The 17,414-nt window shown below is 71.0% G+C and carries 18 protein-coding genes; 9 read left to right on the top strand and 9 right to left on the bottom strand.

The genetic code is table 11. The features are described 5' to 3' along the window. The first annotated feature begins 10 nt into the window (after positions 1 to 10). Positions 11 to 760 (top strand): SDR family oxidoreductase, encoded by a 750-nt coding sequence (locus V3T34_RS11430; RefSeq protein WP_305077864.1) that lies wholly within the window; start codon positions 11 to 13, stop codon positions 758 to 760. A 320-nt stretch (positions 761 to 1,080) separates the two neighbouring features. Here V3T34_RS11430 and V3T34_RS11435 read toward each other — a convergent pair whose 3' ends face one another. Continuing rightward, entirely contained in the window at positions 1,081 to 2,100 is a 1,020-nt protein-coding gene (locus V3T34_RS11435; protein ID WP_305077863.1) for an SMP-30/gluconolactonase/LRE family protein, read from the bottom strand. A 147-nt stretch (positions 2,101 to 2,247) separates the two neighbouring features. On the opposite strand from V3T34_RS11435, the gene V3T34_RS11440 reads away from it, so the two are divergent. Continuing rightward, on the top strand, positions 2,248 to 2,475 hold the full coding sequence (locus V3T34_RS11440) for an antitoxin (RefSeq protein ID WP_305077862.1): 228 nt from the start codon (positions 2,248 to 2,250) through the stop codon (positions 2,473 to 2,475). Then, positions 2,472 to 2,885: a type II toxin-antitoxin system VapC family toxin gene (locus V3T34_RS11445; RefSeq protein WP_060847569.1), complete on the top strand. Its 414-nt coding sequence runs from the start codon at positions 2,472 to 2,474 to the stop codon at positions 2,883 to 2,885. The genes V3T34_RS11440 and V3T34_RS11445 overlap by 4 nt, the downstream gene beginning before the upstream one ends. A 21-nt stretch (positions 2,886 to 2,906) precedes the next feature. Here the strand turns inward: V3T34_RS11445 and V3T34_RS11450 are convergent, their stop codons facing one another. Then, positions 2,907 to 3,977: a malate/lactate/ureidoglycolate dehydrogenase gene (locus V3T34_RS11450; protein ID WP_305077861.1), complete on the bottom strand. Its 1,071-nt coding sequence runs from the start codon at positions 3,975 to 3,977 to the stop codon at positions 2,907 to 2,909. A gap of 254 nt (positions 3,978 to 4,231) precedes the next feature. On the opposite strand from V3T34_RS11450, the gene V3T34_RS11455 reads away from it, so the two are divergent. The 6 genes from V3T34_RS11455 (at position 4,232) to V3T34_RS11480 (ending at position 12,151) form a co-directional block, all read left to right on the top strand. After that, positions 4,232 to 5,392, top strand: coding sequence for an ABC transporter substrate-binding protein (locus V3T34_RS11455; RefSeq protein WP_060847567.1), 1,161 nt, complete (start codon positions 4,232 to 4,234; stop codon positions 5,390 to 5,392). Between the two features lie 120 nt (positions 5,393 to 5,512). After that, positions 5,513 to 6,388, top strand: a complete 876-nt coding sequence (locus V3T34_RS11460) for a branched-chain amino acid ABC transporter permease (protein WP_060847566.1) — start codon at positions 5,513 to 5,515, stop codon at positions 6,386 to 6,388. After that, positions 6,385 to 8,214: a branched-chain amino acid ABC transporter ATP-binding protein/permease gene (locus tag V3T34_RS11465; protein WP_305077860.1), complete on the top strand. Its 1,830-nt coding sequence runs from the start codon at positions 6,385 to 6,387 to the stop codon at positions 8,212 to 8,214. The genes V3T34_RS11460 and V3T34_RS11465 overlap by 4 nt, the downstream gene beginning before the upstream one ends. A 13-nt stretch (positions 8,215 to 8,227) precedes the next feature. Beyond that, entirely contained in the window at positions 8,228 to 8,971 is a 744-nt protein-coding gene (locus tag V3T34_RS11470; RefSeq protein WP_305077859.1) for an ABC transporter ATP-binding protein, read from the top strand. Between the two features lie 242 nt (positions 8,972 to 9,213). Continuing rightward, positions 9,214 to 10,767: a UxaA family hydrolase gene (locus V3T34_RS11475; RefSeq protein WP_305077858.1), complete on the top strand. Its 1,554-nt coding sequence runs from the start codon at positions 9,214 to 9,216 to the stop codon at positions 10,765 to 10,767. 85 nt (positions 10,768 to 10,852) lie between these two features. After that, positions 10,853 to 12,151: an MFS transporter gene (locus V3T34_RS11480; RefSeq protein WP_305077857.1), complete on the top strand. Its 1,299-nt coding sequence runs from the start codon at positions 10,853 to 10,855 to the stop codon at positions 12,149 to 12,151. A 23-nt stretch (positions 12,152 to 12,174) separates the two neighbouring features. Here V3T34_RS11480 and V3T34_RS11485 read toward each other — a convergent pair whose 3' ends face one another. From V3T34_RS11485 to mch, 7 genes are all read right to left on the bottom strand, one after another. Then, positions 12,175 to 12,912 carry a class I SAM-dependent methyltransferase gene (locus V3T34_RS11485; protein WP_305077856.1) on the bottom strand — a complete coding sequence of 246 codons (738 nt, stop codon included), beginning with the start codon at positions 12,910 to 12,912 and terminating at the stop codon, positions 12,175 to 12,177. A gap of 104 nt (positions 12,913 to 13,016) precedes the next feature. Then, positions 13,017 to 13,154: a hypothetical protein gene (locus V3T34_RS11490; protein WP_167543925.1), complete on the bottom strand. Its 138-nt coding sequence runs from the start codon at positions 13,152 to 13,154 to the stop codon at positions 13,017 to 13,019. A 132-nt stretch (positions 13,155 to 13,286) separates the two neighbouring features. Beyond that, positions 13,287 to 13,433, bottom strand: a complete 147-nt coding sequence (locus tag V3T34_RS11495; protein ID WP_305077855.1) for a hypothetical protein — start codon at positions 13,431 to 13,433, stop codon at positions 13,287 to 13,289. 393 nt (positions 13,434 to 13,826) lie between these two features. Then, positions 13,827 to 14,342, bottom strand: a complete 516-nt coding sequence (gene fae / locus V3T34_RS11500) for a formaldehyde-activating enzyme (protein WP_048436284.1) — start codon at positions 14,340 to 14,342, stop codon at positions 13,827 to 13,829. A 219-nt stretch (positions 14,343 to 14,561) separates the two neighbouring features. Then, positions 14,562 to 15,446 (bottom strand): triphosphoribosyl-dephospho-CoA synthase, encoded by an 885-nt coding sequence (locus V3T34_RS11505; protein WP_305077854.1) that lies wholly within the window; start codon positions 15,444 to 15,446, stop codon positions 14,562 to 14,564. Beyond that, a complete protein-coding gene (locus V3T34_RS11510; RefSeq protein WP_305077853.1) occupies positions 15,443 to 16,351 on the bottom strand; it encodes an ATP-grasp domain-containing protein in 909 nt (302 codons plus the stop codon). The genes V3T34_RS11505 and V3T34_RS11510 overlap by 4 nt, the downstream gene beginning before the upstream one ends. Positions 16,352 to 16,375: 24 nt before the next feature. Next, positions 16,376 to 17,359 (bottom strand): methenyltetrahydromethanopterin cyclohydrolase, encoded by a 984-nt coding sequence (mch, locus tag V3T34_RS11515; protein WP_060847559.1) that lies wholly within the window; start codon positions 17,357 to 17,359, stop codon positions 16,376 to 16,378. Between the last annotated feature and the right edge of the window lie 55 nt (positions 17,360 to 17,414).

Consider the following 17,414-nt stretch of genomic DNA (forward strand, 5'->3'; position numbering starts at 1 on the left):
AGATTGTCTCATGAGGCTCAACGGCAAGGTCGCGATCGTCACCGGCGCCGGCGGCGGGTTCGGCGAGGGCATCGCCAAACGCTACGCCGCGGAGGGCGCCAAGGTCGCGGTGCTCGACCTGCGGGGCGACGCCGCCGAGCGGGTGGCAGGCGAGATTGGCGCCTCGGCCATCGCCATCGCGGCCGATGTCGGCAGCGCCGCGGACGTGCAGGCGGCGGTCGCGCGCACCACCGAGGCCTTCGGCACGCCCCACATCCTCGTCAACAACGCCGGTACCACCCATCGCAACCAGCCGCTGATGGAGGTCGACGAGGAGGCCTTCGACCGGGTCTTCCGGGTCAACGTGAAATCGATCTTCCACTTCGTCCGGGCGCTGGCGCCGGCGATGCGCGACAACGGCGGCGGCGTGATCCTCAACGTCGGCTCGACCGCCGGCATCCGGCCCCGTCCGGGCCTGACCTGGTACAACGCCTCGAAGGGGGCGGTGAACCTGATGTCGAAGTCGCTCGCCGTCGAGCTGGCGCCCTGGAAGATCCGCGTCAACGCGCTCTGCCCGGTGATGGGCGAGACCGGCCTGCTCGAAGCCTTCATGGGCGTGCCCGATACCCCGGAGAACCGCGCCAAGTTCGTCGCCACCATCCCGCTCGGCCGGATGTCGCGGGCCTCCGACATCGCCAACGTGGCGCTCTTCCTCGCCTCCGACGAGGCGGAGTTCATCACCGGCGTGGAGATGCCGATCGACGGGGGGCGGACGGTGTGAGCGCGGGTCCGGCCCGCCCCTCCCCGCAAGCGCGACCGATCGCGGGCAGGCCCGAGATCGGCCGGGGAGGAGAGACGCACGACCGTCGACGGGGACAGCGCTCGAACCGGGCGGCGTGAATCCGCTCGAGCATCGCACGACCGCGTCGCGATCGTGCGATGCTCTCGGGTCGTCGGGTTCGCCCTCGGTTCTGCGACGAGCCCGTGGCCGTCTCGCCGGGACATGCCCCCGCCCGCAGCGGAGTGAGACCGGGCGGTCGCGGTCCGTGAGCCTTCTACGACCGTCTTCGCGTCGCCCCTTTCGAGCCGTCCTCGAGGCCGTTACGGCACCATCGCGCCCTGCGTCTCGACGTACACCGCGTAGATCGACGTGCTCGCCGCCATGAACAGCCGGTTCTTCTTCGGCCCGCCGAAGCACAGGTTGGCGCAGGTCTCGGGCAGGTGGATCTTGCCGATCAGGTCGCCCGACGGCGCGTAGCAGCGCACCCCGTCCTCCTTCGGGTCGGCCCAGCCCATCGAGCACCAGACGTTGCCGTCGACGTCGGTGCGCACCCCGTCGGTGAAGCCCGGCGCGAAGCCCTCCGCGAACACCCGGTCGCCGGTGAGCCGGTCGCCCTCGACGGTGAAGGCGCGGATGTTGGCCCGCCCGCCATGGGTGGCGCCGGAATCGACGACGTAGAGGATCTTTTCGTCGGGCGAGAAGGCGAGCCCGTTCGGCCGGTCGATGCCGTCGGCCGCGACCTTGGCCTGGCCGGTCGCGGGATCGAGGCGGTAGACCCGGGTCGGCAGCTCCGCCTTGTCCTTGTGGCCCTCGTAGAACCCGTCGATGCCGTAGCCCGGATCGGTGAACCAGATCGCGTTGTCGGACGCCACCACCACGTCGTTGGGGGCGTTGAGCGGCTTGCCGTCGAACCGGTCGATCAGCACCGTGATCTTGCCGTCGGGCTCGGTGCGGGTCACCCGGCGGGTGTCGTGCTCGCAGGTGATCAGCCGCCCCTGCCGGTCGCGAGTGTTGCCGTTCGAGTAGTTGGCATTCGCCCGGTACACGCTGACATGGCCGTTCTCGAGCCAGCGCATGATCCGGTTGTTCGGGATGTCGCTCCATAGGAGGTAGCCGCCGTCCCGGAAATAGACCGGCCCCTCGGCCCAGCGGAAGCCGGTGGCGATGCGCTCGATGGCGGCGTTGCCGACCTTGTAGCGGAAGCGCTTGTCCAGGGCCTCGACCCGCGGGTCGGGATAGCGGGTGCCCGGCAGGTCGCCGAGGGGCAGCCTTTCGGCCCGCGCCGCGACCGTGGTTGCGGTCAGGGCGGCGGCGCCCGCGAGGACGTCACGTCGGTTCATCACTCGTCTCCTCCCGTCCGGTCTTCGTGCCGGACGGAGGGGATTGTACGGAAGCGGGGCGCGGTGTCTCGCTGTTTTCTACAAGCCGACCGCCGTTGTGGCGATCGGACGGCCGATGTATATATGTCGGGTATATACGGAGGCTTCATGACTGTTGCCAAGCTCTTCATGTCCGGAGGCAGCCAGGCCGTCAGACTGCCGCGAGAGTTCCGATTCGACGGCAGCGAGGTCGAGATTTTTCGCCGTGGCGACGAAGTCGTCCTGCGCGAGCGCCCGGCCAATCTCTCCGTGCTCCTCGACATCATCGACGACATGCCCGCCGACATGCTGATCGATCTGCAGGATGGGCCGCCGCAGGTGCGCGAGGGCCTGTGAAGCCTCGCTACCTCCTCGATACGAACGTCATCATCGCGCTCAGGCGCCGGCGGCCACGCTCGGTCGTCGCTCGGTTGACGGCACTCCGCATCGGCGAAGCCGTCATGTCGCCAGTCACTTACGGCGAGCTGTGCTTTGGGGCGGAGAAGAGCGCGGACCGGGACAACGCTTTCGCAGTCCTCGCCCGGCTGGTCGCGGTCGTTCCGATCGAGATCGCCGAGCCCCAGGAAACCGGCCGCCGCTATGGTGAAATCCGGGCCACGCTCGGACGACAAGGGCAGCTGATCGGCAACAACGATGTCTGGATCGCCGCGCACGCGCTCGCGGCGAACCTTACGCTCGTGACCGGCAATGTCGGTGAGTTCAGCCGAGTGCCCGGTCTCGTCATCGAGGATTGGGCGGCCCAATGAGGACCGCTCGGATCCGCTGAGCTATGTGCGATACGCCTCCCCATCCAACCCGAACGGCCGTCCTGCCGCCAGCAGGGTCTCCCACACCGGATCGGGCAGCGGCACGCCGTCCGCCAGGCGCTTGGCGCGGGTGCGCCGCTCCGGCTCGCCCGGCAGCAGCACCTCGCCGCCCGGCACCGGCCGCGCGCCCTTGAAGAAGTCGAGATAGGCGCGGGTCTCCTGCACCATCGCGTCCTGCGACCCGAAAGCCTCGGGCGTCATGTAGAGCGACAGCATCCCGTTGCAGAACCGCCGCGGCCCCGGCCCCGCCGTGCCCGATCCGGTGAGGGCGCCGGCGAGCAACTCGCATAGCAGGGCCAGACCCGATCCCTTGTGCTCGCCGAAGGCCCGGATCGCGCCGGCGCCCTTGAGGTTGTCGCGCTCCGGGCCGTCGAGGGGGCCGTAGAGCGTCGCGGGGTCGGACGAGAGGCGCCCGTCCGGCTCGATCAGCACGCCCTCGGGCAGCGCCTTGCCGCCCTGCGAGGCGACCAGCACCTTGCCCTCGGCCACCGCCGAGGTGGCGAAGTCGAGGATCACCGGGTCGGCGCCCTGGACCGGAAAACCGGCCGCGAAGGGCGCGGTCGAGAAGCGCCGGTCGACCGAGCCGAACGGCGCGACGAGGAGGCTGCCGGCCACGTTGACGAAATGCACCGAGACGAGGCCGGCGGCGGCGGCCTGCTCGGCCCACTCGCCCATGCGGCCGAGATGGCCGGCGTGTCGCAACGCCACGATGGCGACGCCGTTCTCCCGCGCCTTCCGGATGCCGAGCTCGGTCGCGAACGGCCCGGCGGTCTGGCCGAAGCCGTAATGCGCGTCGACCAGCGCGAAGGCCGGGCCGTCGGTCACCACCTCGGGGGTCTTGTCGGCCTCGACCTCGCCCTCCTGCAGCCAGGACACGTAGCGCGGCACCCGGATGACGCCGTGGCTGTCGTGCCCGGTCAGGTTGGCGGCGACGAGGTAGCGGCCGATCCGCTCGGCCTCCGCCTCCGAGCAGCCGGCGCGGGAAAAGATGTCCCGCACGTAGGCGGTCAGGCCGCTGGCTGAGATCTGCATGGTAGAATCCTCCCGGTTTCTTGGTTCTGGGTTTCTTGGTCCCGGCGGCCGGTCGAGGCGGCCGCACGGTCTGGCGCGCGGGAGAATGGCCGCGCCGCGGCCGCAGGTCGAGGGCGTCCGGCGCAGATCAGGCCCGGCAATTTTAATCCCGGGCCGTCGGCGTTGGGGATGGACATGGCAGCGCTGCCGGTGTCTCATCCGAGCCAAGGCCGGGCCTCGAAGCATCGGTCAATTCCCACGGGAGGAACATGCCGATGAGGACGACGCGTCGCGTTTTCCTGAAGAGTGCGGCCACGGTCGCGGCGGCCGGCGTCGTCGCGCCGTCGATCATCCGGCCCGCGAGCGCCCAGGGCGGCACGGTGCGGATCGGCATGGTGCTGCCGGTCACCGGACCCGGGGCGGATGCCGGCCGCTTCGCCCTCAACGGCGCCAAGATCGCGCTCGAGGCCGTCAACAAGGCCGGCGGCGTGCTCGGCAAGCCGCTGGAGCTCGTCACCGAGGACGACCAGACCACCAATCCGGGCGCGGTGCTGGCCTTCTCGAAGCTCGCCTCGCAACCCGACCTCGTGGCGTTCCTCGGCTCGATCCGCTCGACCCAGAACCACGCCATGGCGCCGGACATCCTCAAGACCGGAAAGCCCGTGGCCTTCGGTGGCACCGATCCGGTGCTGACCCAGCTCGGCAATCCCTGGCTGTTCCGCTTCCGCCCGAACGACAGCTTCTCGGCCCGGGTCATCGCCGAGTACGGCGTGACCACGCTCGCCAAGAAGAAGTGGGCGATCATCCACTCGACCGACGCCTTCGGCACCAGCGGCGCCAAGGCGCTGACGGAGGCTCTGGGCAAGGCCGGCGCCACGGTGGCCCTCGACCAGGGCTACACCAACCAGAGCCAGGACTTCACGCCCGTCGTGCTGGCGATCCGCCAGTCCGGCGCCGACGTGATCGGCTCGTACTTCACCTTCGAGAACGACCTCGGCATCTTCGCCCGCCAACTGCGCCAGCTCGGCGTGCAGGCGCCCTGGGTCGGCTCGGCCTCGATCGTCAACGTCACGGCGCTCAAGCTCGCCGGGCCGTCGCTCTACAACACCTACGGGGTGGCGGATTACGCGGAAGAATCGAGCGACGCGGCGCGCAACTTCGGCAAGGCCTACCGGGGCGTGATGAAGCTCGCCCCCGACAACCAGTCCTCCTGGACCTTCGACGCCGTGACGGTGCTGGCGAAGGCCATCAACGCCGCCGGCAAGACCGATCCGAAGGCGATCCGCGAGGCACTCCTCGCCATCCGCGGGCACGAGGGCGCCGAGGGCACCTACAACTTCGACCAGAACGGCGACGGCCTGCACGGCTACAACGTGGTGCGCAACGACAAGGGCAACATCGTCTTCGACAAGCGCATCGACTTCTACAAGGCCTGACCTTCGGAAGACCCCGAGCGGGACGGCGACGCGCCGTCCCGACGCCGTCTCGGCCGCTGCAAGAGTCTCGACAAGACGCGCGGCGGCACGACCCTTCTCATCCGATCGGGGCGGGCCCGCATGGACCTCATCCTCCAGCTTCTCTTCACGGGGATCGGCATCGGCGCCGTCTACGCGCTCGTCGCGCTCGGCTTCGTGCTGATCTTCCGCGCCACCAACGTGGTGAACTTCGCGCAAGGCGAGTTCTCGATGGTGGCCGCCTTCCTGATGGTGGTCTTCGCCGTCGACCTGCAATGGCCGTACTGGCTGTCCTTCCTGCTCGCCATCGGCGGCATGGCGGCGCTAGGCGCCCTGTTCAACCTCGGCGTCTATTATCCGTTGCGCCACCGCACCTATCTGCCGGTGATCATCTCGACCATCGGCGCCTCGATCTTCCTCGCCAACACCACGCTCGCGCTCTACGGGCCGCAGCCGCAGGTGCTGCCGCCGGTCTTCGAGACGCAAGGCTTCCTGGTCGGCCCGGTCTACCTCGACACCCAGTACCTGCTGATCATCGCCGTGACCGCGGTGCTGGTGGCGTTCCAGTACTGGTTCTTCGAGCACACCCTGATCGGCAAGAAGCTCCAGGCGACCTCCCAGGACAAGGAGATGGCGGCACTGCTCGGCATCCCGGTCGCCGGGATGATCATGCTGACCTTCGTGTACAGCGCGGTGCTGGGCGGCATCGCCGGCATCCTGGTGGCACCCGTGCTGTTCGTGTCGATCCAGATGGGCGCCACCATCGCGCTGAAGGCGTTTGCCGCCACCATCATCGGCGGGTTCGGCGACGTCACGGGCGCCATCATCGGCGGGCTCGCTCTCGGCATCATCGAGACCTTCGGCGCGGCCTACATTTCGGTGCCCTACAAGGACGCCTTCGCGTTCATCGTCCTCGTCGCCTTCCTGGCCCTGCGCCCGCAGGGCATCTTCGGCGAACGCATCGCGGAGAAAGCATGACCGGCTCCCCTCGCCCCGTCGCGGCGGACCCGGCGTCCGTGGCTCCCGCCCGCCGCTTCCCCGTCGGCACTCTCGCCTACGTCGCATTGGTCGCGGTCGCGGTGTTCCTCGCCGCCACGACGCCGTTCAGCGGCTACGTGCTCAACATCCTGATGCAGGCCGCGACCTACGCCATCGCGGTCATCGGGCTCACCGTCGTGCTGGGGCTGTGCGGGCAGATCAACCTCGCCCAGGCCGCCTTCTTCGGCATCGGCGCCTACGCGGTCGGCCTCGGCACGGTCGATCTCGGGATCAGCTTCTGGCTCTGCCTGCCGATTGGTCTCGCGCTCGCGCTCGTCCTCGGTGCGGTGCTCGGCGCCTCGACCCTGCGGCTCGGCGGCCACTACCTCGCCATGGTGACGATCTCGTTCCAGCAGATCCTGACGCTGATCATGATCAACTGGATTCCCGTCACCCACGGGCCGGACGGCGTGCCGAACATCAAGCGGCCGGGCCTGTTCACCGACGGCCAGAGCTACCTCGCGCTCTGCATCGTCGTGCTGGCGGCGGTCGCCTACGCGGTGTGGCGGATGCCCAAGACCCGGCTCGGCCGCGCCATGCGGGCGGTGCGCGACAACGAACTGGCGGCGGGCGTCACCGGCATCGACATCTACCGCACCAAGGTGGCGGCCTTCGCCATCGGGGCGCTCCTCGCGGGGTTGGGCGGCGGGCTGTTTGCCGGCAGCTTCACCTATATCAGCCCGGACCAGTTCTCCTTCGCCGAGTCGGTGGTGTTCCTCACCATGGCGCTCTTGGGCGGCGTCGGCTCGCCGGTCGGCGCGGTGATCGGCACCGGGCTCCTGATCCTGATCCCGGAATGGCTGCGGTTCCTCAAGGAGATCCCGGGCCTCTACCTGGCGATCTACGGGCTCGCCGTCATCCTGATTGTGGTGTTCATGCCGGAGGGCATCTGGGGCTTCCTCGGCGACCAGGTGAAGCGCCTGCGGCCGAGGAAACCCGCCGCCCCCCGGGCGCAGGAACTGACGCTGACGCAAGCGGCGGCCTCCGCCGTCCCGGTGCTCCAGGTCGAGGGATTGTCCAAGCACTTCGGCGGCCTGAAGGCCGTGGACGAGGTCAGCTTCACGGTCGCCCGCGGCGGCATCCACGCGCTGATCGGCCCGAACGGGTCGGGCAAGACCACGACGCTCAACGTGCTGTCGGGCCTCTACTCCCCGACCGGCGGAAGGGTTCGACTCGACGGGCAGGACATCACCCGCTTCGCGCCGCACCGGCGCGCGGCCTCGGGCCTCGGGCGGACGTTCCAGAACATCCGGCTCTTCCGCTCGATGAGCGCGCTCGAGAACGTGGTGATCGGCGCCGAGCGGCCGGGCAATGCCATCGTCGCCCAGGACCGCGCCTCGCTGGAGGCGCGGGCGCGCGCCGCTCTCGCCTTCGTCGGGCTGGAGGCGCGGGCCGACGAGCCGATCTCGTCCTTCTCCTACGGCCACCAGCGCCTGGTCGAGATCGCCCGGGCGCTCGCCGGCAACCCGGTGCTCCTCCTCCTCGACGAGCCGGCGGCGGGCCTCAACTCGACCGAGAAGAACGCGCTCACCGTGCTGCTGCGCCGGATGGCCGCCAAGGGCCTGACCATCCTGATCATCGACCACGACATGACGCTGGTGAGCGACGTGGCGAGCCACATCACGGTGCTCAACTTCGGCCGGCGCATCGCCGACGGGGTGACCGCCACGGTTTTGCGCGAGCCGGCGGTGATCGAGGCCTATCTCGGTCAGGAGAGCACCGAGGGACCGACGATCGGCCTCAAGACCGACCTCGCGACGGCCTGAGCAGGAGACATCCATGGCACTCCTGGAAATCTGCGACCTGACCGTGCGCTACGGCGAGATCGAGGCCGTGCGCGGCATCTCGTTCTCGGTCGAGGCCGGCGAGGTCGTGACGCTGCTCGGCTCCAACGGCGCCGGCAAGTCGACGACGCTGAAGACCATCTCGGGCCTGGTGAAGCCGGCCGGCGGCGAGGTGCTGTTCGAGGGCCAGTCGCTGCTGGGCCTGAAGCCCGAGGAGATCGTGCGCCGCGGCGTGGCGCACGTGCCGGAGGGGCGACGGGTCTTCCCGGGCCTCACGGTGCGCGAGAACATCATGCTCGGCGCCTCCAACCGGAAGGGACTCTCGACCCGCCAGATCAAGGACGAGGCGGAGGGCATGTTCGAGCTCTTCCCCGACATCCGCCGCTTCGGCGACGCGCTGGGCTGGACGCTCTCGGGCGGCCAGCTCCAGATGGTGGCGCTGGCCCGCGGGCTGATGGCGAAACCCCGCATCCTGCTCCTCGACGAGCCGTCGCTGGGCTTGGCCCCGGTGATCGTCCAGGCGGTGTTCGCGATCATCGCCGAGGTGCGCCGGCGCGGCACCACCGTGCTCCTCGTCGAGCAGAACGCCCGCATGGGCCTCTCCGTCGCCGATCGCGGCTACGTGCTGGAGACCGGGCAACTGGTGCTCAGCGGCGCGCCGCAGGACCTGTGGGCCAACGACGACATCCGCGCGGCCTACTTGGGCGGGCGGGCCAAGGCGGAGGCCTTGGCGCAGTGATCGCCGTTTCGGCAAGCAGGTTTCGATTCCCACCCACCACCTCATCCTGAGGTGTCAGTCGATCGCAGATCGACTGACCTCGAAGGAGGGCTCAAGGGATCGCGGTGGTTTCTGGAGCCCTCCTTCGAGGCTCGCGTCGTTCGCACCTCAGGATGAGGCCGCGGGTGGGGTGGCATCGACGACATTCCAGACGGCTTCACGCGGCCGTATGGTCCAAAGACAGTTCCCAAAAGGTCCCACCCATGTCCGCCCCCACCCCGCTCCACCCCACCAACCCCCGCATCGTGCGCCTCAGCCACGAGGACAACGTCGTGGTGGCGGTGGACCCGATCGTGCCCGGCGCCGCCGTCGAGGGCGTGACCGCCTCCGCCCGCGTGCCGCGGGGTCACAAATTCGCGGTGGTGGCGATTCCCGAGGGCGCGCCGATCCGCAAGTTCGGCCAGATCATCGGCTTTGCGAACCGGCCCATCGCCCCTGGCGAGTGGGTGCACGAGCACAATGTGGGCTTGGGCGAAGCCAAGGGCGATTTCGCCCGCGACTACCGCTTCTGCGAGGAAGCGCGTCCCGTCGCGATGGTGCCGGAGACCCAGCGCGCCACCTTCGAGGGCTACCGCCGGGCCGACGGCCGGGTCGGCACCCGCAACTACGTCGGCGTGCTGACCTCGGTGAACTGCTCGGCCACGGTCGCGCGCTTCATCGCCGAAGAGGCGCGGCGCTCCGGCCTCCTCGACGAGTTCCCGGGCATCGACGGCATCATCCCGCTCACCCACGGCACCGGCTGCGGCTACGACATCCAGGGCGAGGGCGCCGACATCCTCAAGCGCACGCTGTGGGGCTACGCCGCCAACCCCAACATGGGCGGCGTGATCATGGTGGGCCTCGGCTGCGAGGGCCTGCAGATCGACCGCTGGAAGCGCGCCTACGGCATCGAGGAGAGCGAGACCTTCCGCAGCTTCACCATCCAGGACACCGGCGGCACGCGCCGCACCATTGAGGCCGGCGTGGCGGCGCTCCGCGAGATGCTGCCCGCCGTGGCGAAGGCCCGGCGCGAGACCGTGCCGGCCTCCGAGCTGATGCTGGCGCTGCAATGCGGCGGGTCGGACGGCTATTCGGGCATCACCGCGAACCCCGCTCTGGGTGCGGCGGTCGACCGGCTGGTGGCCGAGGGCGGCACCGCGATCCTGTCCGAGACGCCGGAGATCTACGGCGCCGAGCACCTGCTGACGGCGCGGGCCGCGAGCCCCGAGATCGGCCACAAGCTCGTCGAGATGATCCACTGGTGGGAGGCCTACACCGCCCGCAACGGCGGCGAGATGAACAACAACCCCTCCCCCGGCAACAAGGCCGGCGGCCTCACCACCATCCTGGAGAAGTCGCTGGGCGCCACCGCCAAGGGCGGCTCGACCACGCTGACCGGCGTCTACCACTACGCCGAGCCGGTGACCGCCAAGGGCTTCGTCTACATGGACACGCCCGGCTTCGATCCGGTGGCCGCCACCGGGCAGGTCGCGGGTGGGGCCAACGTGCTGTGCTTCACCACCGGCCGCGGCTCGGCCTACGGCTGCAAGCCGACCCCGTCGATCAAGCTCGCCACCAACAGCGAGATGTACCGGCGGATGCAGGACGACATGGACATCGATTGCGGCGACGTGCTCGACGGCGTCTCGATCGAGGAGAAGGGCCGCCAGATCTTCGAGACGGTCCTGCGCGTGGCGTCCGGCGAGCGCACCAAGTCGGAAGGGTTCGGTTACGGCGATGCCGAGTTCGTGCCCTGGCAGATCGGCGCGGTGATGTAGCGGTCGCAACATAGCGACGCCGGCCCAACTGCATTAAGGGGCGCTCCGGGGGCACAAGAACGATAAGGCCCCGGAGGGCACCACGATGACACCGGATGCGAGCGGCGGGCACGATCTCACCCGCCGCCAATGGACAATGACGCTGCTCGCGAGCCTCGGCGGCGGGCTCGAATACTACGACTTCATCGTCTACGGGATCTTCGCCAAGGACATCGCCGCGGCGTTCTTCCCGGCGACCGATCCGGTGGTGGCGCTCACCCTGTCGCTGGCGGTGTTCGCGGTCGGCTATCTCGCCCGGCCGCTCGGCGGTCTGGTGCTGAGCCATTTCGGCGACCGCTACGGCCGCAAGACGGTGTTCGTGGTCACCGTCTTCACCATGTCGGCCTGCACCCTCGCCATGGGGCTGGTGCCGTCCTACGCCTCGTGGGGCGTGTGGGCAACCCTGCTCCTCGTGACCCTGCGCTTCGTGCAGGGGCTCTGCATCGGCGGGGAACTCCCCGGCGCCATCACCTTCGTGGTCGAGACCGCCTCGCGCCGCCCGGGGCTCGCCTGCGGCATCGTCTTCTGCCTCGTCAACGGCGGCGTGCTGCTCGCGGCGCTGGTCAACCTCGCCCTGCAATCGGTGCTGCCCCCGGCCGCCATGGCCGAGTCGGGTTGGCGCCTCGCCTTCCTGTTCGGCGGCGTGGTCGGGCTGGTGAGCTTCTGGCTGCGGCGCTCCCTGGAGGAGACGCCGGAATTCCTGCGCCTCCAGCACCGGGCCGCCCGCAGCCCGGTCGGAGAGGTGCTGCGCGATCACCGCGGCCAGGTGCTGCTCGGCGTCGGCATCGTGGCGCTCACGGCGGGCTTCAACGGCATCCTGTTCGCCCACATGCCGGCCTACCTGATCCAGGTGCTGAAGTACCCGTCCAAGACCGTGGCGGTGGCGATGAACCTCGCGCTCTTCGCCATGTCGGCCTCGCTGCTCTTCGCCTCGTTCTTCGCCGACCGGGTGGCGCCGCGCCGGCTGATGCAGGCCTCCGCGCTCGTCGTCCTGATCGGCGTGATTCCCGCCTACCAGGTGCTGGCGCGGGGCGACGCGAACCTGTTCCTGGTGCTGCCGCTCCTCACCATGGCCGTGGCCGGCGCTAACGGCAGCTTCGCCTACCTGCTGGCCGGGCTGTTTCCGACCCGGGTGCGGTTCAGCGGCGTCGCGCTCTCGCTCAACATCGGCTTCACGCTGCTCAGCGGCCTCGGGCCGCTGGCCGCCAACGCGCTGATCGGCGCCACCGGCTGGACGGCGGCGCCGGCCCTGATCATCGCCGCCTCCGCGCTGATCGGGCTCGTGGTCGCGAGCCGCCTCTCCGACCGGCCCGACACCCTCGCCGAGGCGGCGGTCGCCGGGTGAGCCATCCCGCCCGGACGTGCCGTTCAGGCCGCGTCCGGGACCCTGCGGGCGAGCCAGGCGCCCCAGAACAGGCTCGAGAAGAACCGGAGCGGCGGCGCGAAGCCGCCCTCGCGCAGGAGTTCGGCCACAGCGTCCTCGGACGGGGGCGGATCGGCCCCCTGCAGGATCCTGGCGCGCTTGGCCTCGACCTCCGCGGGCCCGGCCCCCTGCTGGCGCCAGCGCTCGCCCCAGGCGGCGAGCAGCAGCGGCTCGCTCGCATAGGCCCGGTAGTTGCCCGCGAGGATCAGCGGTGCGCCGGGGCGCAGGCGCCGGGCGATGTCCCGCAGGATCGCCCGCTTGGCCTCGTCCCCGGGCAGGTGGTGGAGCACCCCGATCAGGGTCGCGGCGTCGAACGCCGCCTCGTCCGGCAGGTCGGCGACCGTGCCGTGCACCACCTCCGTCCGCGCCGCCAGGCCGGTCTCCGCCAGCCGGGCGACGGCGAGCGCCAGCATCGGCTCGGACGGATCGACCGCGGTGAAGCGCCAGCGCGGCTCGAGCGCCGCCGCCGCCACGATCTCGGTCGCCCCGCCGCCGGCTCCCGCCACCAGGATCCGCGCCTCCCGGCCGGCGCCGAGGGCAGCGGCCAGCATGCAGGCGGAGAGCTCGTGGCAGGCCTCGTAGCCGGCGAGCGCGATGCGGCTCTGCTGCCGGTATTCCCCGGCGCGGGAGGCGTCGAACTTTCGGGCGGAGTCTTCGTGGGCGGAATCGGGCGCTGTGCTCACCGGCGGGCTCCGGTCGTCGAACGGAGCCGCGAGCTGGGACCGATTCGGAACCGGCGCGCAAGACGGCGCGCCCGGACGACACCCGGCCCGGATGAGCGGGGACTTCAGCCCTCGGGATGCCGCTCGCGCCAGCGCGGGCCGGGACCGCGCATATAGTGCAGCTCGGGGCGGTAGGGGTCCATGAACTCAGCGACGAGGTCCCGCCAGGACTGGGCGAGGCGTCCGACGAAGGCCATCAGCATGGAACCGTCCTCCTGCGCGCGATCGATTCGCTGTCGGTCCGGACCTGGATCGTGCCGGCCGTTCCTTGCGAAACCCTTGCCGGCGACGGTGATCGGGAGCTTTGGCGAGAGTGCGACCGCGGCGTGGAGGGGTCAGGGCAGGATTCCGGCGAGCTTCAGCGCACCCGCGGCGATCACCGCCAGCACCACGCCCCAGAGGTCGAGGGGCATGGCCGCCCACCAGGCGGTGCTTTCGGTCTGCGGCAGCGGCGCATCCGGCGCCCGTGCGACATCCTGCATGGTGGGTCTCCCTCCGGTCCCGCGCATCCTCAGGGCGCCCGTCTGCCGCGGGCGTCCCTGCCTCACCCTACAGCACGCTGCCGAAGGGAACAGCGGAGAGGCTGGATATCGCTCAGGGGCCGGCGCTCAAAGATGCGCCGGCCCGGGATTCTGCCCATGCGCTGGGCGGCCGACAACCGTGTCGAATCCGGCGGCCCCGCGGAGCCGATGCCCGCCGCGCGGCGCCCGGACGGCCCGCGCCGGGAGACGAAAAAGGGAGGGCCCCTGAGGGCCCTCCCGATCGTGCGTTCAGCGTCCGAGGAAAATGGAGGCCAGTCGCTGGAACAGACCCTGCGGCGGAGGCGGCGGGGGCGGCGGGGGAGGTGCCGCTGACTGTTCCGGACGGTTTCCTGTCTAAGCGACGTTCGCCGCGAAGGGGTGCTGGGCGGTCTTGTACTGCTGCGTGACCTCGGCGGCGGTCGGCGTGCCCTTGATGGCGCGCTCGATCGACAGCTTGGTGGCCTCGTAGTTGTACTTCTCGATCTTGGCGTCGTCCGCGGCTTCCCAGTGGATGAACACGCCGACCAGGATGTACAGGTCGTCGGCCTCGTTCGCCGGGATGATGCCCTCGGCGACGCAATCCTGCACCGCCTTGGCGACGGCGTGCTGGGCGGGTCCGAACATCTGGACCGCCTGGCGGGCGTCGTTGATCGTGACCTTGTTGAACAGCAGGGTGTTCGGCTTGCAAGGCAGGTTCGGCGCCACGACCGCGAGCAGGCTGGTGAAGCCGTGCTTGTTGTTGGTCAGGCTGTTGCAGAACGCCGTCTCGGCGGCGCTGCCGCGCGGGCCGATGATGAGGTCGATATGGGCCACCTCGTTGCCGTCGCCGACGAGGGCCTCGCCCACCATCACCTTATTGATCGTCGCCATGTGGGGCTTCTCCCAGGTGTCGATAAGGTTAGCCGGCCGCTAGGTCAGTGCGGCGCAGCACCGCCATCCTTGCTGTCGGCGTTCAGCGGGAGCCGAACCGGTTGTCTGGATGGCGGGCGGACCCTACAGCGCCGCTGGACTCCGAACAAGCCGGCCCGCCCGGTACCTTGGGCCATTTCCGTCCCGGCGACGGAAGGAAAGCCGTGTTGCGGTTAAGACTTATTGGCAGGTTGCGCCTGCTCGCGCCTGACAGTCGAGCTTGAGGTTCTGCAGCGCGTCGAGAAACAGGGTCGCGACGGTGAGGTCTGCACTCGTGCCGGGGTTGAGCCCGGCGGCCTTGAGGGCGGCATCGTGGGTGAGGAGCGCGGCCCGCGCGCCCTCCCCGAGGACGAGGCGGCCGAGGGCGGCCTCGGCCTCCGCCCGCACCGTCTCGGCCGCGGCGGCGCCGAACTTGCGCGCGACGTGGCTGTCGGGAAAGCCGGTCAGGAAGGCCAGGTGGACCGCCGTGGTGGTCCAGGGCTCGGCGAGGCCGCGGCCCCGCGCCGCCGCGAGGGCGGAGAGCCCGGTGCCGAACAGGTCCTCGAACCCGGTGACGTAGGCCCGCGCGATGCGGTCGCGCGCCGCCGCCTCGCCCATCGCGGCGAGCACCGGCGGCGGCGGGCCCTCCGCCGTGACGTCGTGGCGCTCGGCCTTTCCGAGCCCGCCCGGGCTCGCGAGCCGGATCGCCGCGTAGATCCCGCTCGCATCCGCGTCGTCGAGTTCGGCCAGCACGGCCTCGAGCGCCGGGCGCAGGGGCCCGGGCCGCTCGGCCGCGCGCGCGAGCGGCGCGCAGAGGAGCACGATGCCGAGGTTGGTGTTCTGGCCCACGCCGGTCCGGGTGGCGGCGACCGCCGCCTCCGCCCGGGCGCCGACCCGCGCGCCGGGGGCCGCGACATGGGGCGCCGACAGCGCCGCGCTCGCCTCGAAATCCGCCACGCTCATCCGGTGGCCGGCGGCGTGGACGTGGACGTTGCCGGGCTTGATCGCCGCGAGCTCGGCCCGGCAGGCCGCCCGGTAGGCCTCGGCGATCGCGGCTGCGGCCAGACCCGGCGCCTGCGCGCTCACAGCGCCACGAGCCGCGGCGCTTGCCCGGTCCGCACCGCCGCCAGGAAGCCGGCGGCGACCTCCCGGGCGATGTCGACGCTCGTCACCTGCTGCAGCCCGGACCAGGCCGGCATGCTGTTGACCTCGAGCACCTGGAAGCCGCCCTCCCCGTCCTCGACGAGGTCGATCCCGGTATAGCCGCAGCCGACCGCGGCGGCGGCGGCCTCGGCGAGCTCCGCCGCCCGGGCCGGTGGGCGCCAGGGCAGCGGCCGGCCGCCCCGGTGGACGTTGGTGATCCAGCCGTCGCCCTCGCGGATCATCCCGGCGACCGCCCGGCCGGCGCAGACGAAGACGCGGTAATCCTGCCAGGCGCCGTCGCGGCGGGCGACGTAGCGCTGGAGGTAGTACACCCGGCCGACAAGCTCCTCGGGCGGCAGCTCCTCGGGCCGGGTGATCAGCTGCAGGCCCTCCCCTTGCGAGCCGAACAGGGGCTTCAGCACCAGGGGCCGGCCGGGGGCGGCCTCCCGGGCCACCACCGCGGCCGCGGCATCGCGGCGCGAGAGCACGAAGGTCTCCGGCGTCGGGATGTGGTGGCGGGCGAGCAGCAGGCTCGTCATCGCCTTGTCGACCGAGCGTTCGATCGCCGAGGGCCCGTTCCACACCACGGTGCCGGCGGCGACCAGCGCGTGGAGCACGCCGAGCCGCATCGTGGTGGCCTCGAAGGTACCGCCCGCGATGGTGCGCAACAGCACCCCGTCCGGCAGGGCGCCGTCGAATCCCGGCACCCGCAGGGGCTCCGGGTACCCGGTCTCCACCGTGACGTCGGCGAGCGAGAACAGCACCGGCGTGGCGCCGAGAGCCGTCAGCGCGGCCAGCAGCCGGGCCTTGTGCCAGGCGCCGTTGTCGGCCGCGAGCCCGATCCGCATGATCCGATCCCCTCGGTTCCCGCCTCAGGCGAAGGAGCGCGCCACCAGCTCCGGCACCAGCCGGCCGGCCCGGTGGCTGTGGCCGGAGCGCAGCGAGGTCACCACCACCTCGGCCGGGCTGAACAGGTGCTTGTCGATGGCGTAGAAATCGCCGTTGAAGCGGGAGAAGATCTCGGCGAACGGCGCGCCGTGGTCGCGCGAGGTCGTGCTCGGCAGGGCCTCGGCGAGCCCCTTGGCGTCGGCATCGTCCGCCTCGACGAAGAGCTGGACCCGGCCGCCGTAGATGATGGCGTCGTTGGTGCGGCCCATCGCCTGGATGAAGTCCGGGTGCGGCGGGCTCAGGGGGGCGGCGCCGATCCCGTCGACGATGGCGCCGAGATCGAACCCGACCGAATGCGCCTTGTGCAGCGCGACCTCGAGCACCCGGGCGACCACCTGGGTCGCGCCGGCGAGGCTCTGGGTCGGGGCGTACACGAAGGTGACGTCGGCGGGCTTCACGCCCGCCGCCTCGGCCACCTTGGCGGTGACGGAGGCCGGCGGCGGGCTGCCCGATTCGAGCACCAGGGCGATGCGCTCGGCGGAATCGCGGTAGCCCAGCTCCTCGAACAGGGGCTCGACCGCCGCCGCGGCGCGGCCCGGGCCGGAGCCGAGGGCGAAGAAGCCGGAATCGCCCTCCTCGTCGGCGAGGCTCCAGCCGGCATACTGGCTGCCGAGGCAGGCGAGCACCGGATCGGTGCTGTGCACGGTCAGCGTGAAGGGCCAGGCCTCGAGGGGGCCGGCGGGGGCCACCGTCACGGTGCCGAGGCCGCCGAGGCAGATCTCGGCCATGCGCCGGCCGGCCTCGATCGAGCCGCGCGCGCCCGCACCGGCATCGATCAGCCGGGATCCGTCAGGCGCCCGCGTCACGGCGAGCCGCAGGCGCACCGCCTCGGCGGCCAGGGCCTCGACCAGGGGGGCGGCGAGCGCGTTGACGCTCGGGCGGGCGGCGGAGGCGGGGGTGGAACTCATCGGGTGGACTCCCTTGGGCCGGGCCGGGGCGGGTCTCCCCGAAGGCCGGTCGAAT

The organism is Methylobacterium ajmalii, from assembly GCF_036448855.1.
Classification (GTDB): domain Bacteria; phylum Pseudomonadota; class Alphaproteobacteria; order Rhizobiales; family Beijerinckiaceae; genus Methylobacterium; species Methylobacterium ajmalii.

Bases quoted from the DNA above. Each gene is read 5' to 3' on its own strand.
- V3T34_RS11495 (WP_305077855.1), bottom strand. From the start codon at position 13,433: ATGCAGGATGTCGCACGGGCGCCGGATGCGCCGCTGCCGCAGACCGAA.
- mch (WP_060847559.1), bottom strand. From the start codon at position 17,359: ATGAGTTCCACCCCCGCCTCCGCCGCCCGCCCGAGCGTCAACGCGCTC.
- V3T34_RS11430 (WP_305077864.1), top strand. From the start codon at position 11: ATGAGGCTCAACGGCAAGGTCGCGATCGTCACCGGCGCCGGCGGCGGG.
- V3T34_RS11490 (WP_167543925.1), bottom strand. From the start codon at position 13,154: ATGCTGATGGCCTTCGTCGGACGCCTCGCCCAGTCCTGGCGGGACCTC.
- V3T34_RS11455 (WP_060847567.1), top strand. From the start codon at position 4,232: ATGAGGACGACGCGTCGCGTTTTCCTGAAGAGTGCGGCCACGGTCGCG.
- fae (WP_048436284.1), bottom strand. From the start codon at position 14,342: ATGGCGACGATCAATAAGGTGATGGTGGGCGAGGCCCTCGTCGGCGAC.
- V3T34_RS11480 (WP_305077857.1), top strand. From the start codon at position 10,853: ATGACACCGGATGCGAGCGGCGGGCACGATCTCACCCGCCGCCAATGG.
- V3T34_RS11440 (WP_305077862.1), top strand. From the start codon at position 2,248: ATGACTGTTGCCAAGCTCTTCATGTCCGGAGGCAGCCAGGCCGTCAGA.
- V3T34_RS11510 (WP_305077853.1), bottom strand. From the start codon at position 16,351: ATGCGGATCGGGCTCGCGGCCGACAACGGCGCCTGGCACAAGGCCCGG.
- V3T34_RS11435 (WP_305077863.1), bottom strand. From the start codon at position 2,100: ATGAACCGACGTGACGTCCTCGCGGGCGCCGCCGCCCTGACCGCAACC.
- V3T34_RS11465 (WP_305077860.1), top strand. From the start codon at position 6,385: ATGACCGGCTCCCCTCGCCCCGTCGCGGCGGACCCGGCGTCCGTGGCT.
- V3T34_RS11450 (WP_305077861.1), bottom strand. From the start codon at position 3,977: ATGCAGATCTCAGCCAGCGGCCTGACCGCCTACGTGCGGGACATCTTT.
- V3T34_RS11475 (WP_305077858.1), top strand. From the start codon at position 9,214: ATGTCCGCCCCCACCCCGCTCCACCCCACCAACCCCCGCATCGTGCGC.
- V3T34_RS11470 (WP_305077859.1), top strand. From the start codon at position 8,228: ATGGCACTCCTGGAAATCTGCGACCTGACCGTGCGCTACGGCGAGATC.
- V3T34_RS11460 (WP_060847566.1), top strand. From the start codon at position 5,513: ATGGACCTCATCCTCCAGCTTCTCTTCACGGGGATCGGCATCGGCGCC.